Below are 19,639 nucleotides of genomic sequence, written 5' to 3' on the forward strand. Positions count from 1 at the left end.
CCAAAGTCATATGAAAAAATTTTTATTCATTGTTGTTATAGTACTATGCTATTCGTGCTCTTCTAATAAAATCACTGAAGCTTCCATAAAAAAAAGTATGGAATATTTAGCCTCTGATGAGCTACAAGGACGTGCTACAGGAAGTGAAGGCATAGAAAAAGCCGCTGTATATATTGAAGATTACTTCAAGAGCAATAATATTAAGCCTTATTTTGAAACTTATAGAGATTCCTTTCAATTAGGTGAGATAACAGGGTGTAATATTGTGGGTGTTATAGAGGGTAATGATCCTAAATTAAAAGACGAATACGTTATTCTTGGTGGTCACTATGACCATATAGGAAAAGGGAAAACTGTAGAAGGAGACAGTATTGCAAATGGTGCAAATGATGATGCTTCGGGTACTATTGCAGCGATGGAATTTGCGCGTTATTTCGCAAAGTCAAAATCCAACAAGCGTAGTATTTTAATCACGCTTTATTCGGCAGAAGAAATGGGACTTAAAGGTTCTGCTCATTTGGCAAAACGGTTAAAAGATGAAGGGTTAAATGCCTATACCATGATTAATTTTGAAATGATTGGTGTACCACGAGCTAAAGGAGAGTCTATGGCTTACATGAGCGGTTATGATATGTCTAATTTTGCGCAGATACTTAATGCGTATGCTGGTGAAGAGGTTGTTGGTTTCTTTCCAAAAGCAAAAGAGTTCAAACTATTTTATAGATCTGATAACTTTCCGTTTTATCAAGAATTAAACATACCGGCTCATGCGATTTCAACCTTTGATTTTACGAATTTTGATTATTACCATCATGTTGATGACGAAGCGGATAAAATGGATTATGTTCATATGAAAAGTTTCATGGATAAAATGATTCCAGCTTTGGAAGGTATGGTTAACGCAGAAACAAAAGAAGTCGTTTTAAAGGAAAAGGATGAGTAAAAATATAATTGTAACAGGGACCAGTAGAGGAATAGGTTTTGAATTGGTACATTTGTTAGCCAATCAAGGTCATAATGTTTTAGCACTATCAAGAAATGCTAAACCAGTTTCTAACCTTCAATTTGATAACATTTCGTCTTTTGCTTTTGATTTATGTGAAAAAGGTGACTATGAAAAGGTAACTGAATTCATAAAGCAAGAATGGACGCAAGTTGATGTGTTGATTAACAATGCAGGCGCTTTACTCAACAAACCGTTTGCAGAAACCACTTTTGAAGATTTTGAATATGTCTATAAAACCAATGTTTTTGGCGTCTCAGAAATGACTAGGCTTGTTTTGCCTTTTATGAAAGCTGATGGACATGTGGTAACGATTAGTTCTATGGGAGGTATTCAAGGGAGTATGAAATTTCCGGGTTTAGCAGCATACAGTTCTAGTAAAGGAGCGGTAATTACCCTTACCGAATTACTGGCAGAAGAGTATAAAGCGTCTGGTCCTCAATTTAACGTTCTAGCTCTTGGAGCTGTGCAAACAGAAATGCTTGAAGAAGCATTTCCTGGATATGAAGCACCAACAACAGCTAAGGACATAGCAAAATATATTTCTGATTTTGCACTTACAGGAAATAAATATTATAACGGTAAGGTTTTGCAGGTGTCTAATTCTACACCTTAAAAATGATCTTCATAACGTCTTAATCTATTTTTTGTAGAAATGAGTTCAGACTGAAGTTGATCTATTTTATTCAGTAAGTTGAATACGGTATCAATACCCTCAAAGTTGAGATTTAAATCACGATGGAGGCGTATCATTTTTTCAACATCAGCAATATAATCTTGATGAATACAATATGTTTTTTCAACAGAAAGTATTTCTATAAGTCCGTTGTCATTTAGCCCATTAAAAAAAGACATCTCTATTTGATGATGAGCACATAAATCTGGTAGTGAAATATAATTTTTATCTTTCATAACTATTTCAATTTTGCTAATTCTTCAAAGAGTTCTTTTTCTCTTTCGGTTAACTTTTTAGGAAGTTCTACTTTGTAGGTTATATAAAGATCTCCAAATTCTCCATCCTTTTTATATATAGGAAAGCCTTTACCTTTGAGCTTAACTTTTGTGCCGTTTTGAGTTAGTGGTTTTACATTGAGTTTAGCTTTGCCATCAAATGTGTCAATAGTGACTTCACCACCTAAAATCGCGTCATAAAGACTAAGGTTTACAGTTTTGTAAAGATTAGAACCATCACGTTTAAAATCTGTCGTATTTACAATATTAAACTCGATATAAAGGTCACCATTTGGACCTCCATTAATGCCTTCACCACCTTTTCCATTTATTTTTATGATTTGTCCATTACTAACTCCAGCTGGTATGGTTAATCTAATGTTTTTTCCATTTACAGTAAGGACTCTTTTTTGGGATGTATAAACATCTCTAAGGTCAAGTTGTAATTGTGCATTAAAGTCTTGGCCTCTGAATTTTACATTACCACCTCTGCTTCTTCCAGAAAAACCACCACCAAACATAGATTCAAAAAAGTCGGAATGATCACCATCTCCAAAGCCTTCAAAAGTTGAATAATCGGTATATTGTCTTTGTTGTTGGGATTGACGTTGCTGTTTTTGCGCTTCTTCATAAGCTTCACCATGTTGCCAATGCTCTCCGTATTTGTCATATTTTTTTCGGTTCTCGTCATTGCTAAGAACCTCATTAGCCTCATTGACTTGTTTAAATTTTAATTCGGCTTCCTTGTCGTTCGGATTTAAATCTGGATGATATCTTCTAGCTAATTTTCTGTAAGCTTTTTTAATTTCATCCTTGGATGCATTTTTATCAATACCAAGTATTTTGTAATAATCAATAAAAGCCATGATAGTAAATTTTCTGTGTTTTCAGACCTGTAGAAATCTCTTACTAAGTTACGCAATATTTAGTCTATTTTCAAGTGTGTTTTTATATTTGTATGAAAACTTTGTGTTTGCTTTAAGTTTTGTTTTTTCTTTTTAATATTAAGTTTTTTTCAATAAAAGAGGCTATTTAATTTTTATTTCACTTTAAATAAGTTAAAAAAACGAAAATAAATTGATTTTAATTTTAGTTAATAAAACGTTAAAACGAATTTTATATATTTAAAGTAAAATAGCATTTTTTATGATTGAAAAATTACTCAAAACTAAATATGTATTGCTTCTTTTTTCTTTGTATGTAATAAGTAATAATTACGTTTCTGCTCAGACTTTTGAACGTGTTGAAAATATTGTTGGTTTAGGAATTTTAGAGGAGAACAATGGTGTAGCTGTTGCAGATTATGATGGTGATAATGACTTAGATATTTTTGTTGTAGCAAAAGCAAAAGATAATACCGGAAGTCCGAAAACATTAAGCAGATTATTTAGAAATAATAACGATGGATCTTTTACTGATGTAACTGAGTTTGCAGGTTTTCAGGATCTATTGACCCAAGAAGAAGGAGGGAATCCTTATTTAGGTTTAGATGGGCATAAAAACGGAGCCTTTTGGGGAGATTACAACAATGATGGTTTTCCTGATTTATTACTCACATATTCCCTGAAAGTACAATTGTGGAGAAATTTAGGCAATGGAACATTTGCAAATATTACTTCAATTTCAGGTCTAGATACTGTTAACAGCTGTTTAAATACTGGTGCTACTTGGTTTGATTATGATAATGATGGTTTACTGGATATTTATATAAATGATTGGGCCGGATGTGGCAGTAACAGACTTTTTAAGAATAATGGTAATAATACATTTACCGATGTTACTGTTACTACAGGAATTCAACAAGCCTCTAATTACGGTAGCTATACGGCATTACCTTTTGATTTTAATGAAGATGGATATATCGACTTGTATGTTACTAATAATGCACAAGACTCAAACAGTCTATATATTAATAACAATGGAACTTCATTTTCTGATCAGGCACAATTGTATGGTTTAGATACCGCAGGAGAGGATAAAGGCATTTCAATTTCGGATTATAATAATGATGGTTTTTTTGACTTTTTTGTCTCTGATGAGAATAACAATTTTTTCTTAGAAAATAATGGTGACAATACCTTTGCGGATTCTGCGAACGACTTGGGTATAGGTAACTCGCAGTCATCCTGGGGAACGCTTTTTTCTGATTTTGATTTAGATGGAGATGAAGATTTATTAGTGTTGAATGGTAATTTCTACGGTTCGTCTTCACAAACAAATTATTATTATAAAAACCTAACTATTGAAGGTCAGGAGATTTTTGAAGATAATTCACTAACATCTATACTAGGTGAAACAGCAATTAGTGTTACCGCTGTAGATTTTGATTATGATAACGATGGAGATAAGGATGTAATAGTTACAAATAGTGACGGTTCTATATTCTTTTATGAAAACAAATTATTGAATTTTGATGATGCTGTCACTTCCAAAAATTGGTTCAAAATTAAGTTAGAAGGAACTACTTCTAATAGAGATGCTATCGGAACTATAATCACTTTGACCACTTCAAACGGTACTTTAAAGCGCTATTATCCAGGTGTTGGTTTTTTAAGTCAAAACTTAAACGGAGTTCACTTTGGGTTAGATAACGCTTCACAAATATTGAGTTTAGAAATTAAATGGCCTTCAGGATTGATTGAGACTTTTAATAATTTAGATGTTAATGCCACAATAAAAGCAACTGAGGGTTCAGGTTATGAAATTTTAAATATCATTCCAAGTCAAAAAATATATGGCTGTACAGATCCAATTTCTTGTAATTATAATCCAGACGCAACATTAGATGATGGCTCATGTAGTTATATAGATTCTCAGACCATAGTAGGAAATGTATCATCATCTTTTCTCAGTACAGAAACTTACAGTTATGCTATAGGTACAGAATCTACAGCATCTTGGCAAGTTACTGGAGGTGAAATTATGAGTGGTCAAGATACAGGACAAATAACAGTAAAATGGGCCATAGAGGAAATGGGACATATTTCAGTTACTGAATCTAATGACACTTGTTCTAGTTTACCAGTTTCTATTGATGTAAGTTTAGGTGCAGATAATCTTCCGACAAATGTTTCTGTGGCAAGATTATGGAATGAAGCTTTGCTAGAGTCTATAAGAGGTGACTTTGCAAGACCTACTGTCCATGCTAGAAACTTATTTCATTCAAGTGTAGCAATGTATGATATTTGGGCAATTTATGATGATGTTGCCAGTCCATATTTAATGGGGAATTCAGTTCATGGTTTTTCAAGCGCATTGGCCGATTTTATACCTTCAGAATCTGTAGTTGCCTCACAAGAAAAAGCAATAAGTTATGCCATGTATCGTCTACTGTCTTATCGCTTTCAAAATGCACCACAAGCAGCATCATTGCAAGTTTTGTACGACTTGCTTATGGATGAATTGGGTTATGATATAAATGACACCTCCTTATTATACGATTCTGGCAATGCAGCAGCTTTAGGAAACTATGTAGCTCAAACTATAATCGATTATGGACTTCAGGATGGTTCTAGAGAATCAACTGGCTATGATAATGATTATTATGCACCTATAAATACTCCTCTTGCTTTAGATGTAAATGATAATACACCTATGACAGATCCAAATAGATGGCAGCCTTTGGCTTTTGAGGTTTTTATTGATCAGTCAGGGAATGTTATTGATGGAAATATACCTGGCTTTCTAAGTCCTGAATGGGGAAATGTCCTTCCTTTTGCTTTAACAGATGAAGATAAAGTAACCTATGAAAGAGATGGTGATTTTTACAATGTATATCATGATCCTTCTTCACCACCTCGGATAAGTCTAATCGATAATAATGATTCTAGTGATGCATATAAATGGGGGTTTTCTATGGTTTCTATTTGGCAATCGCATTTAGATCCTACAGATGGAGTAATGTGGGATATATCACCAAATTCTTTTGGTAATGTGGATATTAGTAATTTTCCAACAACCTATTTAGACTTTCCTAGTTTTTACAACTTTTTTGATGGAGGTGCTATGAGTAATGGTCATACAGTAAATCCCATAACCGGAAACCCGTATGAAGTGAATATGGTGCCAAGGGGTGATTACGGAAGGGTATTAGCTGAATTTTGGGCGGATGGACCACATTCTGAAACTCCACCAGGACATTGGTTTACAATATTAAACTATGTCAATGATCATCCGCAATTTGAAAGACGTTTTCAAGGTGAAGGAGATGAATTAGACCCGCTTGAATGGGATGTAAAAGCCTATTTTATCCTTGGTGGTGGTATGCATGATTCGGCTATTTCAGCATGGAGCGTAAAAGGTTGGTACGATTATATTAGACCTATTTCTGCAATTAGGTCTATGGCTTTACGTGGACAAAGTACCGATAATACCTTGAGTAATTATCATGTGGGAGGTATTGAACTCATTGAAAATTATATTGAAGTCGTAGAAGCTGGAGATCCTTTAGCTGGGTTTGCAAACCAACACGTAGGCAAAATAAAATTATACACATGGAAAGGGCACGATTATATCGGAAATACCGAAACAGATATGGCTGGTGTAGGTTGGATTTTAGCTGAAAATTGGTTTCCTTACCAAAGGCCTACATTTGTTACACCCCCTTTTGCAGGCTATGTTTCAGGGCATTCAACATATTCAAGAGCTGCATCAGAATTGATGACAATGATGACAGGAAGCGAATATTTTCCTGGAGGTTTAGGTGAGTTTGTGGCTAGAAAAAATGAATTTTTAGTTTTTGAGGAAGGACCATCCGTAGATGTAGTTTTACAATGGGCAACTTATAAAGACGCTTCAGATCAAACGAGTTTAAGCCGTATTTGGGGTGGAATTCATCCACCAGCAGATGATATTCCAGGAAGATTTATTGGTCATGAAGTTGCAACAGAGGTGTTTGATTTTGCTGTGCCTTATTTTGAAGGTTCGTTAAGTATAGAAGATTTTGAAGTTTCAAATCATAAAATTTATCCTAATCCAACTCAAGATAAGGAAGTGTATGTAACCAATACTAATATCTCAGATGTGATTAGTGTATTTGATTTAAGAGGGAGACAAATAAATGTTTCTACCAGTTTTGATAGTGTCAATAATACTACCAGAATTAAATTTAGCTCTTCTCAATCTGGAATTTATCTTTTGAGGGTAAATAGTTATTCAGAAATGATAGTGGTTAAGAACTAGATTTGAGGTTTTCTATTCTTTGGAAAATTGAATCTTATTAGAAATTAAAGTTTCATCATCTACTTTAATCTGTTTTTTAGTTATAATCGCATAGATGGTGTCTGTTGTTTTTGAGTTGTCAGATACCTTATTATAAGAAAGCTTTAGTTTTTGAGTACTATCATTAACAAAAACAGCCTTGCCTATAGGTTTTATATTTTTTATGATGAAAAAATCATCGGTTTTATATTTGTTGATGGAGTCGTTAGTGAAGTTTTTTAATTGTTCAGCGACTTCATTGTTAAACTCGGGATGCTCGCTTTGTAAGGCTAATAAGTCGTAGAAGTCTTGTAATTTTTGGTTGATAAGCTGATTATTAAACTCATATTCTGCATCAATAACATATTCTTCTAAAGCCTCGACTTCTTCTGAAGCTTCTACTTCTTCCGTTGCAAATACATCATAGCTTTCACTTTTTGCTTTTTTTGTTTCCATGGCACATGCAACAAAAAGCATACTTACTATAAATAATGTGATATGTTTTAGCTTTAAATTCATATCTAATTAATTATAAATTTTAGCTTAACAATCTTTCCTTCTATTTCCTTTTTCTCTAAAATTTTCATCCCTTTTAAGCTTCGGGTTGGTATTGTTAATTTCTGAATAAATTCTTGTTTAGAGTAAATTTCTACAAAATCACTATTCTCAAAAAACTGATATATTTCGGCATTATCACTAAAAATAGTATTCAGTTTTTCTCTATGCTTTTTCCATTCTTTAATGTTTTTGTTGGTATAGTAATTAAGCATTAAAGCATAATCATCAGTTTTTAGTTTTATAATTTTGTTCTTACCAGAATTGTGTTTTCTTACAATAGTGTCCGTTTTATAATAAGGTGATTCAACAATAAACTTTATTTCCTTTTCATCAGTTTCGTAATTAAAACAACCCAAAGAATCTGTGTGCTGATGTATTGGAGATTGTCCGTTTTTTAAAACTTTAATATTTAAAATAGTGCTTTTTATAGGTTCATTTTTTATTGAATCGTAAAAACAGAATTCATAATTGTAGCTAGTGTTAATGATAGAAAAAGCAAGCAATGCACATGGCACTATTAAAAGTATCCACAGATACTTTGAGAAAGCTTTTTTGTGAGTCTTAATTTGCGTTGAGGTTTTATGATGTGCTTTAAAATCATTCCAGTTTTGATAGCCAACATAATTGCTAAGTAGGTTGAGCATGTCGATTCTGGGTAATTTTTTGGCTTCATTCTTTATATAAGTATAAAACCATTTTTCGCTAACTCTTGCTTTTACTTTACTAAATAAATCTTCCTGAAAGGCAACAATATCATCTCCTTTCCAGTCTTCAATTATTTTAGAAGCACTATTGTTTTCCAAAAACTTTGAAGCTATAGCCAGTTTCAACTGGGAAAAAATATGTTGTTCTTCTAAATTCAAAATTAATTTAAGAGGTTAAAAACCAGTTGTATATAGGTTGTAAACTGTTTACAAAAGATATACAAGTGTTTTTCAAAAGATAGGTGTTAACGAATTATAGGTTTGCTCTTATAACGATTAAAAATATAAAATTATGAAGGCAAAATCATCTAAATCTCTAATTAAATTATCAGTAGTATTGTCAATACTATTGTTAAGCAACGCATGCGAAGTACATTCGGGTAAAGCAAAAAGTGACATGTACGAAATTGAAGCAGTAGAATTATATGAAGCTACTGATGAAGAAGTTGTTTTAGAACATAACACAGAAGAATACGATCGTATCTACGAAAACGACTTTAAAAATGCAATTCAGAATCCTTTATCCACATTTTCAATAGATGTAGATAATGCATCTTATAGTAATGTAAGACGTTTTTTATCTAACAATCAACTACCGCCAAAAGATGCTGTGAGAGTAGAAGAGATGATTAACTATTTTAATTACGATTATCCACAACCTAAAGATAAGCATCCCTTTTCCTTTTCTAATGAAGTTACAGATTGTCCGTGGAACACTAAGCATAAGTTGGTACATATTGGACTGCAAGGAAAATCATTAAACTACGATGATTTAAAACCAAGTAATTTGGTATTCCTAATTGATGCATCTGGCTCTATGAGCGACAACAATAAATTGCCATTGCTAAAGAAAGCTTTAAAGTTGCTAATTAATGAACTAAATGATAACGATAGAATCGCTATTGTTGCTTATGCTGGTTCGGCAGGTGTTGTTCTGCCATCTACCAAAGTTTCAAACAAAGAAGAAATTATTGAAGCTTTAGATAGGATTGAGTCTGGCGGTTCTACGGCTGGTGGTCAAGGCATTCAGTTAGCTTATAAAATTGCAAAGGAGAATCTATTTAAAGATGGAAATAATAGAGTCATCTTAGCAACAGATGGCGATTTTAATGTTGGAGTTTCCTCAAGTTCAGAATTGGTGAGATTGATAGAAGAAAAACGAAAAGAAGACATCTTTTTAACGATATGTGGTTTCGGAATGGGAAATTATAAGGATGGTAGAATGGAGCAAATTAGTAATGCAGGAAATGGAAATTACTTTTACATAGACAATATTAAAGAAGCCAAAAAAGTGTTTTCTACAGAGATGAGAGCCAATATGTTTACTATAGCTAAGGATGTAAAAATTCAAATTGAATTTAATCCCAATCAAGTAAAAGCATACCGATTAATTGGTTACGAAAACAGAGTAATGAATAATGAAGACTTTAACGATGATAAAAAGGATGCAGGTGAGTTAGGTGCAGGTCATACAGTGACAGCATTGTATGAAGTTGTACCAGTAAATTCAGAAGATTCTGTAAAGAAGCATGATGATTTAAAATATCAAAAAACAGAAATAGTAAATGCTTCAGAAAATGATGAAATGCTGACCATTAAATTCAGATATAAAAAGCCTAAAGAGGATAAGAGTTTATTAATAACAAAAACTATTATAGATAATGGCTTGAAGCTGGAATCAACATCAGATAATTTTAGATTTTCTTCAGCTGTTGCAGGTTTAGGGCTTTTGTTAAGAGATTCAAAATATAAAGGAGATATGACTTATGAACTCGCTAAAAAACTAGCAGTTGGCTCAAAAGGAAAGGATGCAAACGGTTACAGAAGTGAATTTGTAAGCATGATAGAGACCGCAGAATTACTTTCTGAAAAACTGTAAGAATAAAACCAGGAAAATATCATTCTATCAAAATTGAAAAAGCACTTCTCTAAAAAGGAGTGCTTTTTGTTTTATAGATTTCATAAAAGCATTAAATCAATTATTTTTGTGCTAATGCAAACAAAGCTTTTAGAATTCATTCCTATCGAAGCTCAGTCAATGGTTAATAATCTATTGGCTGTTGATAATCTTACTGTTAAGATAAAAAGTGAACGAAAAACCAGACATGGTGATTACAGGGAATTACCAAATGGTGAACATCAAATTACGGTAAACTCAAACTTAAATCCGTACCGTTTTTTAATTACACTGATTCACGAGATAGCCCATTTTGAAGCTTATAAAAAGTACGGAAGGTTCATAAAACCCCATGGTAAGGAATGGAAGCATACTTTTCAGTATTTAATGTTGCCATTTTTACACCCTGAAATTTTTCCCTTGGAAATATTACCGCTTTTAGCTAGGCATTTTAAAAATCCAAAAGCTTCTAGTGATACAGATACGCATCTCGCCTTGGCTCTTAAGCAATTTGACGAACCAAGCGATAAAACTTACGTATTTGAAATACCTTTAGGGCAAAGTTTTAAGCTCTATAACGGGCGAGTTTTTAAAAAAGGAAACAAAAGAAGAAAACGTATAGAATGTGTTGAGGTTAAAACAGGAAAGTTATATTTGTTCAGCCCTAATGCAGAAGTAGAATTAATAGATTAACTACTAATATGAAAAATAAAAATTATTACGCCATACTAATGGCAGGTGGAGTAGGTTCGAGATTTTGGCCTGTGAGTACGCAGGATTTTCCTAAGCAATTTCATGATATGTTGGGAACAGGCGAAACTTTAATTCAAAAAACGTTCAACCGTTTAGCAAACCTTATTCCCGAAGAAAATATTTTTATTTTAACCAATGAGCGTTACAATGATTTGGTTTTTGAACAATTACCGAGTGTTACAAAGCGTCAGGTGGTACTTGAACCTGCAATGCGTAATACAGCACCATGTATTTTATATGCGGCGTTAAAAATTCAGAAAGAAAATGAAGATGCGGTAATGATTGTGGCACCAAGTGATCATTGGATTGAAGATGAGCAATCGTTTTCAGACAATGTCCAAGTGGCTTTTGATTTTTGTGAATCCAACGATGCGCTGATGACTTTAGGCATAAAACCTACGTTTCCAAACACAGGTTATGGTTACATTGAGTATGATAAGGAGGCGCAAGACAATATTAAGCCAGTTAATCAATTTAGAGAAAAGCCAGATTACGAAACGGCAAAATTGTTTATAGATCAAGGCAATTTCTTATGGAATGCAGGAATTTTTATGTGGAGTGCAAAATCTGTCATTTCAGCTTTTAAAAATAACCAACCGGAATTATTTCAATTGTTCGAAAATGGTATTAGTTCTTATAATACAGAAGCTGAAGATGTATTTATATTAGAAAATTATCCTAAGGCAGAGAATATATCGGTTGACTACGCTATTATGGAAAAGAGTAAAAATGTCTATGTTATACCAGCAACGTTTGATTGGAATGATCTTGGAACGTGGGGAAGTCTTTACGATAAACTTGATAAGGATAGTAGCGAAAATGCAGTGGTGAATTCAAAAACTTTACTTGAAGATGCTTCAGGTAATATGATCAGATCTAAAAAAGGTAAGGTAGTCGTTGTTGATGGATTAAATGATTACATTATTGTAGATAAAGACGAAGTTTTACTTATCTTTCCTAAACAAAAAGAACAAGATATTAAAAAAGTGCTCCAAAATGTTAAAGACACTTTTGGAGAGTCTTATGGTTAATTAATTCATGGAAGAAAACAAATTCAATTTCTCTGAGGATGAAAATTCGCAGATGACCAATGAGATGAACAAAGAAAATACCGTTGAAGAAAAAAAAGAAGCGGTAAAGAAGGATGCTCAGGGTTTATTTACAAGTGTAAAAACTTTTCTAAGTGAATTACTAGACTTTAGAGAAGATACAGATAGAGATGCTACTATCGCAGCCATAAAAGCGGATATTCCTTTTAAGGGAGCCACAGCTTGGATTTTGGTATGTTCTATTTTTGTGGCATCAATTGGTCTTAATGCAAATTCAACAGCAGTAGTTATTGGAGCCATGTTAATTTCACCACTAATGGGACCAATTTTAGGTGTGGGTTTATCTATCGCTATTAATGATATTGATACATTAAAACGGTCACTGATAAACTTGGCTATAATGATTGGTCTAAGTTTATTAACCGCATTTTTATTCTTTAGATTTTTCCCTTTAAGTGAGGATACCTCTGAGCTTTTAGGAAGGGTGAAGCCTGATATACGTGATGTGTTAATTGCATTTTTTGGTGGGTTAGCATTGATTATAGCACGTACTAAAAAAGGAACAATTGCTTCGGTAATTTTTGGTGTGGCTATTGCTACAGCATTAATGCCTCCACTTTGTACGGCTGGTTATGGGTTAGCCAAGGCAAATTGGGAGTACTTTGGTCAGGCTATGTATTTATTTACAATTAACACTATTTTTATTGCTCTAGCGACATTTTTAGTGTTGAAGATTTTACGTTTCCCAATGCTTAAGTATGCAAACTCTAAAAAGCGTAAGCGTATTGCAAGGTTAGCTTCTTTAATTGCTATTATAGTAATGATCCCAGCATCTTTCACATTTTTCGATGTGTATAGAGAAAGTACTTTTAATAGAGATGCAAGCCGATTTATTGATGAAGAACTAGGGGCACTGCCACATGCTGAGTATATAAAAAATAATGCTTATCCAGAGTATAGTCATGATAGTATATCTACAATTACCTTAAATACGTTTGGTTTAGATGAAATTCCAGAATCAACAGAACGTGTGTTGCAAAGTAGAATGACTAATTATAGTTCTTTGAAAAATGCGAAATTGATTGTAAATCAAAATAGACTTAAAAATTTGGATAACCTTCGCTATATGGAAGAATTACGTTCTAGGGATTCATTGGATTTAATGAGTCAACAGCAAAAGATTACTTATCTAGAAAGTAAACTAAAAGGTTTATCTAGATTGGAAAAAGATCAGATTCCTTTTGGTGAGCTTATTAAGGAGCTAAAGATAAATTACGAAAAATTAGAAAGTATTTCTTATGCCAATGAGGTCACTTCAAATATGAAATCTATCGATACAATGAAAGTATTTAGTGTCAAATGGATAGATTCAGTATCTACAGTAGAATCAAAAGCAAGTGATACAAAAAAACTTAGATTATTTTTGAAAGAAAGGTTGGATTTAGATACGCTTAATGTAATCGTCAGAAATTAATTATTCATTCTCTTCAAGATACATTCTGCGTACTTTTTTGAATAACTCCGAAGAATAAACAAAATCAGTTACAGCTTTGTTTTCGGTTTTGAAGATATTGTCTTTAGAACCTTCCCATTCTTTGAGACCATCTTTAAGAAAGACAATCTTTTCACCAATTTCCATTACAGAATTCATGTCGTGTGAGTTGATTACTGTTGTAATTTGATATTCGTCTGTAATTTCTTGAATAAGGTTGTCAATTACTATAGATGTTCTAGGATCTAAACCCGAATTGGGTTCATCACAAAACAAATATTTAGGCTTATTTACAATAGCTCTGGCTATAGCAACACGCTTTTGCATTCCACCAGAAGCTTCACTTGGCATTTTTTTATGAGCATCAGGTAAGTTAACACGTTTTAAAACAAAGTCAGCTCTATCTTCCATTTCACTTTTACTTTGTTTAGTAAACATTCTTAGTGGAAACATTACATTCTCAGCTATGGTCATAGAGTCAAACAACGCACTACCTTGAAAAACCATACCTATTTCAGATCTTAAATCTCTTCTTTCGTCATGGTCTAGGTTTTTGAAAATTCGTCCTTCATAAGAAATAGTGCCTTCTTCATAATCAAAAAGGCCAAGTAGACATTTTAAAAATACTGTTTTCCCGGAACCACTTTGTCCAATGATGAGGTTGGTTTTTCCTTTTTCAAAAGTTGTAGTAATTCCTTTTAAAATATGGGCTTCACCAAAAGATTTATGTAAATTTTTTACTTCAATCATTAGCCTAACATTATACTGGTTAATAAATAGTTCACAAGGATGATTACTACACTAGTCCAAACAAATGCTGTTGTACTGGCTTTACCAACTTCTAAAGCACCACCTTTCATAAAGTAACCATAATAGGAAGGTATGGTAGCTAGTATAAAGGCAAAAACCATAGTTTTTATAAAAGCATAAGCCATATGAAAAGGAATAAAATCATTTTGAATTCCGTAAATGTAATCTTCAAAAGTTCCGTAACCACCATAAACACAAGCAGCCAAACCACCAAGAACACCTAAGAACATTGCGATTGAAATTACAAAAGGGTATAGTGTCAAGGCAATAAACTTAGGAAATACCAAATAGTTTATAGCATTAATTCCCATAACCTCAAGCGCATCAATCTGTTCTGTGACTCGCATGGTTCCGATACTAGAGGTAATAAAAGAGCCAACTTTACCAGCCATAATAATAGAGATAAAAGTAGGAGCAAATTCAAGAATTATTGATTGACGCGTAGCAAAACCAACCAGATATTTTGGTATTAACGGATTGCTAATGTTAAGTGAGGTTTGTATAGCTACAACACCACCAACAAAAAAGGCTATAAAAGCCACAATACCAAGTGATCCGATAATAAGATCATCAATATCTTTAAGGATTAAATTTTTCATCACAGACCATTTGGTTGGTTTGCGAAAAATGTCTTTAATCATTATAAAATAAGCGCCAATATTATGAAGGTACTTCATGTAAGAATTTCTTATTGCTAAAGTATAAAAAAAGATGTGTTTATTAATATTAATTTAAATTTAAGATGGTCTGAAATCCGTATTTTTGGACTTTAAAAGACACCTAACTTCAAATGAAAAAAATACTTTCTATAGTAGCAATTTCAATAGCTTGCTATTCGTGCTCTGCACAAAATACTCAAAACACTTCGGTTCAGGAAATTAATGATGTTACAAACGAGCGACCAAAATTGGTTGTAGGTATTGTAGTAGATCAAATGCGATATGATTATCTAACTCGTTTCGAAAATCAGTTTGGTGAAGGTGGTTTCAAACGTATGATTAATGAAGGTTTTAATTGTAAAAACAATCATTTTAATTATGTGCCAACTTATACAGGACCAGGTCATACTTCGGTTTATACAGGTACGACACCAAAGTATCATGGTATTATTTCTAATAATTGGTATGATAAAGAAATTAAAGAATCGGTTTATTGCGCTCAAGACGATTCTGTTGCGTCTGTAGGAACAGAGCATTCTGCAGGAAAAATGTCTCCACATAGAATGTTAACAACAAGTGTCGCAGACGAGAACAGATTATTTACGCAAATGCGAGGAAAAACTATAGGTATAGCTATAAAGGATAGAGGAGCTATTTTACCTGCAGGTCATACAGCTAATGCAGCTTATTGGTTTCATGGAAAAGATGAAGGAGTTTGGATAACAAGTACATTTTACAGAAATGATTTACCGCAATGGGTGAAAGATTTTAATGATTCTGATACAGTTGAATCTTATTTAAAAGTTTGGGATACCTACAGACCAATTGAGACATATATTGAAAGTGGAAGTGATCTTAATGATTTTGAACGTGGATTTAATGGTAAAGAAACAGCAACATTTCCTTACGATTTGGCAGCTTTAAAAGATGAAAATGGTGGTTTTGATGTTTTAAAAGCAACAGCTTACGGCAACAGTTTAACTACAGACTTTGCAATAGCAGCTATTAAAGGAGAGGCTCTGGGGAAAGATAACGATACCGATGTGTTAACAGTTAGTTTTTCTAGCACAGATTATGTAGGGCACAACTTTGGTGTTAACTCCAAAGAAGTAGAAGATACTTATATAAGACTAGATAAGGACTTAGAGCGTTTATTCAATTATTTAGATAAAAATGTTGGTAAAGGAGAATATACGGTATTTTTAACTGCGGATCATGGTGCTGTTGATGTTCCTGCATATTTAGAGTCGGTAAAAATTCCGGCAGGTTATTTAGATTATAATTCTAGAAAAGAAAAATTCAATAAGTTTTTGACTGATACTTATGGAACTACAGACATTGTTGAAAATATAAGTAATAATCAAGTCTTTTTGAATAAAGCAAAACTTAAAGAGTTGAATTTAGATCTACATGAAGTAGAACAAGCTCTGGTAGATGAGCAAATCAGTTATTCAAACATCGCAAAGGTGTATACTGCAACAGCAATGAATAGTACAGATTTTACTACTGGAATAGAAGCGTTATTGCAAAATGGTTACAACCAAAAGCGTTCAGGTGATGTGATAATTGTCGATGATATAGCACATATAGCTTATAGTAAAAAAGGGTCTACGCATGGTAGTGGACTTAACTACGACACACATGTACCATTATTGTTTTTTGGAAAAGGAATTAAGCATGGCGAAACGGTAGATAAAACGGTTATACCAGATATAGCACCAACAATTTCAGCTTTATTAGGTATAAGTTTTCCTAACGGAGCTACAGGACAGCCTTTGGGAATTGTATTAAGACATACTAAAAAATGAAAAAAGAATGGGGTGCTAAAACAAGTAAGCACCCCATCATAAATGTAAATTAGTAATAGCAATAACCATCTGATCCACAAGTTCCGTGTACTGCTGGTGGAGCCATATATCTACAATCCATATCGTCAGAACAGCATCCATATGGGCTGTTATAGCAATCCCGAGGGTCATTTTTGTCTTTAATAACATCATCACCACCAAAAACTTGTTTTTGTTCGTTTCTGTTTAAGGGTTTTCCTAAATTCAATAAATTTTTCATAATTAAAATATTTAAAAGTTTATAAGCCTTGATCATTTAAGGACATTCAAGGTTTATGTCCATTCTTTGCGAGAGAATGTTTTTTCTTAATTCATAATCTTTTTTATGCTTACTAAAGAATTTAATCACATACACACATGCCGGTAATCAAATTATCTGGGTGTCCAGGTATAAAAGTAAAAGGAGTACATGTGGCTCCGCTAGGACAAACATCATCACCGCCGTCTAATGCACATGACATAGTATTTGATATGCTTGGATCACATGGTGGTGCTGGATCCCATTCAAAATCTCTTTCAAGCCCCCCAAAAACTTGTTTTTGTTCAGATTTGTTCAGGGTCTTACCTAACTTTAATAATTTTTTCATAATTAAAATATTTAAAAGTTTATAAGCCTTGATCGTTTAAGGACATTCAAGGTTTATGTCCATTCTTTGCGAGAGAATATAATTTTGTTTAATAACAAGGTACAATATGTGGCAACCTACAATCACCAACATAAATTTTTGTTCCGTCAGAGCATGTGTAATAGCCGTCAACACAACCATTACCATTGGCTCCTCCGTTTATATTTCGTTGCTCTAATTTGTTTAGAGTTTTTCCTAGATTTAATAGATTTTTCATAATAAGATTTTATTTCTTTTATTTAATATCATCCGAAACAACACTGGTTATTTTGCAATGTGCCATTAGAGCATGTAATACCATATGTTGGGAAGTAAGTACTGCATTGTCCTCCATCTTGAGGGTCATCAGGATTGATAATAACGTTAGATGGTGGATAACATCGATTAAGGTTTTCACAACCTACAAATGCACCTCCATTTACAGATTGTTGTTCTGTTTTACTTAAAACTTTGCCTAAGATTTTTAAATTTTTCATAATTAAAAATGTTTAAAAATTAAATTAATCTTGGTCATTTAAAGACGTCCAAGTTTACGTCTATTCTTCGCGAGAGAATATTTTTAGGTATCGAACACATTTTTCAATTGATAAAAAAAGCGTTCTATTAATCTTAAATCTTCTGTTATAATTTCAGCTGAGCCTCGCATCTCAAATTTGAAGGGTATTTCTCTATTGTAGGATGTTATCAATTTACTTGGTAGTGCAACGACAACATTATAAAAACCATCTTCATTAGTTAATAAAGAGATAGACTCAACAGTCCCTTTTAATAAGCCAAATTCATTATCAGGGTAATTTTCTAATTTAATATTTACAGTTTGCCCTTCTTTTATTTTGCCTGAGTTTTGTGCTGGAGTTTTTAGTTTTGCTATATATGATGAGTTTTGTGCTGGGATTATCGTAAAAAGTAAATCTCCTTGGTTTACAGATTGATTTTTTGTCCATAGTTTGGAAAAAGCTACTTTTCCATTAATATTTGAAATTAAGGCATACTTCATTTCCCAGTCTCGTATAGCTCGCTTAAGTTGATTGAAAGACTGTATCACATTTTTAAGCATACTAATCTCATCCTTTCTCTTTTGTATAGACGTGCTTACTTCACTGGTGTTGGTATTTGTTATTGCTTCTTTAATTTGTGATATTGAAGCGTCTATATTAGCAAAATTGCGTTTGGCTTGTAAATAGCTTAATTCTTTAGATTCTAAAGTTTGTTTAGATATAACTCCTTTTTCAAAAAGGTGTTCTTGTCTTTCAAAGTCCTTTTTTTGGAACTCGAGTTCGACTTTGTTGATCTCTTTTTGAGATAACAAGGTGTTTAGCCTAGACTTAAGCTGTATTTTAGAATATTTATTACCTTGTTGTTCATTTTCGTAAGGGTTATATTCTTTGTTTAGCTGATACTGTATGTAATTATTTTCAAATAGTGCATATTCCGTATCTATTTCTCCGAGGAATAAAACTGGAAGTTCTTCAAGTGGAAAATTAAAATTTTTGGTGTTAATTTTGGTTGAATCAATAATAGACTTTAATAGTTTTATATGCTCAAAATTTGCTGTGTTTTCTAGGATTGCGATTATTTCATTTTCCTTAATTGAAGCATTGTTTTTTATGAGTATACTATCCAATCTACCAGAAACTTGAGCGTACTTTTTTTGAGGAGGTAATTTTGAAGTAATTTCAGCCTCAGTACTGATTATATCAGGATATTTTATAAACCAAGAAAGTGTAAAAAACATGATTATAAAGATTAGTATAAGCATGTTTCCATAGCGGATCATCCAATTAGGAACAGCTTCTAATAGTTCTTGAACATGTTCGCTTCTTAAGTCTATATTATTATTTTGTCTTTGTGGCATAGTATGTTTAAGAGGCAGTTTTAAACTGCCTCTTTTTTAATTAAAAGCAATATCCATAACAACAAATCTCATGCATCTCACAGCTTAGTCCTGTGTCACCTCCACATTCAAACTGCTCGTCAGGATCATATTTTTTTAATTTTGGTGGTGGACATCCATTGTTATTACCTCCGTTAATCATTCTTTGTTCAGCTTTGTTTAAAGCTTTTCCTAGATTCAATAAATTTTTCATAATA

20 protein-coding genes are annotated in these 19,639 nt (G+C 32.8%); 8 read left to right on the top strand and 12 right to left on the bottom strand.

Annotated features, from left to right (window positions below; all coding sequences use genetic code 11):
• Nucleotides 1-10 precede the first annotated feature (10 nt).
• A complete protein-coding gene (locus AC2H4K_RS11340) occupies nucleotides 11-943 on the top strand; it encodes a M20/M25/M40 family metallo-hydrolase (protein WP_281141582.1) in 933 nt (310 codons plus the stop codon).
• Nucleotides 936-1,619 carry an SDR family NAD(P)-dependent oxidoreductase gene (locus tag AC2H4K_RS11345; protein WP_281141581.1) on the top strand — a complete coding sequence of 228 codons (684 nt, stop codon included), beginning with the start codon at nucleotides 936-938 and terminating at the stop codon, nucleotides 1,617-1,619. The genes AC2H4K_RS11340 and AC2H4K_RS11345 overlap by 8 nt, the downstream gene beginning before the upstream one ends.
• On the opposite strand, the gene AC2H4K_RS11350 is transcribed toward AC2H4K_RS11345, so the two are convergent.
• Both AC2H4K_RS11350 and AC2H4K_RS11355 read right to left on the bottom strand, forming a co-directional pair.
• Nucleotides 1,616-1,915 (bottom strand): chaperone modulator CbpM, encoded by a 300-nt coding sequence (locus AC2H4K_RS11350; RefSeq protein WP_281141580.1) that lies wholly within the window; start codon nucleotides 1,913-1,915, stop codon nucleotides 1,616-1,618. The genes AC2H4K_RS11345 and AC2H4K_RS11350 overlap by 4 nt on opposite strands.
• A 2-nt stretch (nucleotides 1,916-1,917) precedes the next feature.
• Nucleotides 1,918-2,820 (bottom strand): DnaJ C-terminal domain-containing protein, encoded by a 903-nt coding sequence (locus AC2H4K_RS11355; RefSeq protein ID WP_281141579.1) that lies wholly within the window; start codon nucleotides 2,818-2,820, stop codon nucleotides 1,918-1,920.
• Nucleotides 2,821-3,100: 280 nt separating this feature from the next.
• Here AC2H4K_RS11355 and AC2H4K_RS11360 point away from each other — a divergent pair, with 280 nt between their 5' ends.
• Nucleotides 3,101-7,135: an FG-GAP-like repeat-containing protein gene (locus tag AC2H4K_RS11360; protein WP_281141578.1), complete on the top strand. Its 4,035-nt coding sequence runs from the start codon at nucleotides 3,101-3,103 to the stop codon at nucleotides 7,133-7,135.
• A 12-nt stretch (nucleotides 7,136-7,147) separates the two neighbouring features.
• On the opposite strand, the gene AC2H4K_RS11365 is transcribed toward AC2H4K_RS11360, so the two are convergent.
• Both AC2H4K_RS11365 and AC2H4K_RS11370 read right to left on the bottom strand, forming a co-directional pair.
• A complete protein-coding gene (locus AC2H4K_RS11365; RefSeq protein WP_281141577.1) occupies nucleotides 7,148-7,672 on the bottom strand; it encodes a hypothetical protein in 525 nt (174 codons plus the stop codon).
• 2 nt (nucleotides 7,673-7,674) lie between these two features.
• A complete protein-coding gene (locus tag AC2H4K_RS11370; protein ID WP_281141576.1) occupies nucleotides 7,675-8,574 on the bottom strand; it encodes a hypothetical protein in 900 nt (299 codons plus the stop codon).
• Between the two features lie 133 nt (nucleotides 8,575-8,707).
• Between AC2H4K_RS11370 and AC2H4K_RS11375 the strand changes: the two genes are divergently transcribed.
• From AC2H4K_RS11375 to AC2H4K_RS11390, 4 genes are all read left to right on the top strand, one after another.
• On the top strand, nucleotides 8,708-10,294 hold the full coding sequence (locus AC2H4K_RS11375) for a vWA domain-containing protein (RefSeq protein WP_281141575.1): 1,587 nt from the start codon (nucleotides 8,708-8,710) through the stop codon (nucleotides 10,292-10,294).
• 114 nt (nucleotides 10,295-10,408) lie between these two features.
• Complete coding sequence (locus AC2H4K_RS11380; protein ID WP_281141574.1) at nucleotides 10,409-11,005, top strand: SprT-like domain-containing protein; 597 nt, start codon at nucleotides 10,409-10,411, stop codon at nucleotides 11,003-11,005.
• An 8-nt stretch (nucleotides 11,006-11,013) separates the two neighbouring features.
• Nucleotides 11,014-12,096 (top strand): mannose-1-phosphate guanylyltransferase, encoded by a 1,083-nt coding sequence (locus AC2H4K_RS11385; protein ID WP_281141573.1) that lies wholly within the window; start codon nucleotides 11,014-11,016, stop codon nucleotides 12,094-12,096.
• A gap of 7 nt (nucleotides 12,097-12,103) precedes the next feature.
• The gene (locus AC2H4K_RS11390) at nucleotides 12,104-13,588 is read left to right on the top strand and encodes a DUF389 domain-containing protein (RefSeq protein WP_281141572.1); all 1,485 of its coding nucleotides are present in this window, start codon (nucleotides 12,104-12,106) and stop codon (nucleotides 13,586-13,588) included.
• Here the strand turns inward: AC2H4K_RS11390 and AC2H4K_RS11395 are convergent, their stop codons facing one another.
• Both AC2H4K_RS11395 and AC2H4K_RS11400 read right to left on the bottom strand, forming a co-directional pair.
• A complete protein-coding gene (locus AC2H4K_RS11395; RefSeq protein ID WP_281141571.1) occupies nucleotides 13,589-14,356 on the bottom strand; it encodes an ABC transporter ATP-binding protein in 768 nt (255 codons plus the stop codon). It lies immediately after the preceding gene.
• Nucleotides 14,356-15,093 carry an MlaE family ABC transporter permease gene (locus AC2H4K_RS11400; protein WP_281141570.1) on the bottom strand — a complete coding sequence of 246 codons (738 nt, stop codon included), beginning with the start codon at nucleotides 15,091-15,093 and terminating at the stop codon, nucleotides 14,356-14,358. The genes AC2H4K_RS11395 and AC2H4K_RS11400 overlap by 1 nt, the downstream gene beginning before the upstream one ends.
• Nucleotides 15,094-15,206: 113 nt before the next feature.
• Between AC2H4K_RS11400 and pafA the strand changes: the two genes are divergently transcribed.
• Nucleotides 15,207-16,883, top strand: coding sequence for an alkaline phosphatase PafA (gene pafA, locus AC2H4K_RS11405; protein ID WP_281141569.1), 1,677 nt, complete (start codon nucleotides 15,207-15,209; stop codon nucleotides 16,881-16,883).
• 49 nt (nucleotides 16,884-16,932) lie between these two features.
• Here pafA and AC2H4K_RS11410 read toward each other — a convergent pair whose 3' ends face one another.
• From AC2H4K_RS11410 to AC2H4K_RS11435, 6 genes are all read right to left on the bottom strand, one after another.
• Nucleotides 16,933-17,142 (bottom strand): hypothetical protein, encoded by a 210-nt coding sequence (locus tag AC2H4K_RS11410; RefSeq protein WP_281141568.1) that lies wholly within the window; start codon nucleotides 17,140-17,142, stop codon nucleotides 16,933-16,935.
• A 121-nt stretch (nucleotides 17,143-17,263) separates the two neighbouring features.
• Complete coding sequence (locus AC2H4K_RS11415) at nucleotides 17,264-17,509, bottom strand: hypothetical protein (RefSeq protein WP_281141567.1); 246 nt, start codon at nucleotides 17,507-17,509, stop codon at nucleotides 17,264-17,266.
• An 88-nt stretch (nucleotides 17,510-17,597) separates the two neighbouring features.
• Nucleotides 17,598-17,765: a hypothetical protein gene (locus tag AC2H4K_RS11420; RefSeq protein WP_281141566.1), complete on the bottom strand. Its 168-nt coding sequence runs from the start codon at nucleotides 17,763-17,765 to the stop codon at nucleotides 17,598-17,600.
• A 28-nt stretch (nucleotides 17,766-17,793) separates the two neighbouring features.
• On the bottom strand, nucleotides 17,794-18,024 hold the full coding sequence (locus AC2H4K_RS11425; RefSeq protein ID WP_281141565.1) for a hypothetical protein: 231 nt from the start codon (nucleotides 18,022-18,024) through the stop codon (nucleotides 17,794-17,796).
• A gap of 83 nt (nucleotides 18,025-18,107) precedes the next feature.
• A complete protein-coding gene (locus AC2H4K_RS11430; protein WP_281141564.1) occupies nucleotides 18,108-19,403 on the bottom strand; it encodes an HlyD family secretion protein in 1,296 nt (431 codons plus the stop codon).
• Between the two features lie 40 nt (nucleotides 19,404-19,443).
• A complete protein-coding gene (locus tag AC2H4K_RS11435; RefSeq protein WP_281141563.1) occupies nucleotides 19,444-19,635 on the bottom strand; it encodes a hypothetical protein in 192 nt (63 codons plus the stop codon).
• Nucleotides 19,636-19,639: the final 4 nt, after the last annotated feature.

Source organism: Winogradskyella sp. 266wxhm, from assembly GCF_058964685.1.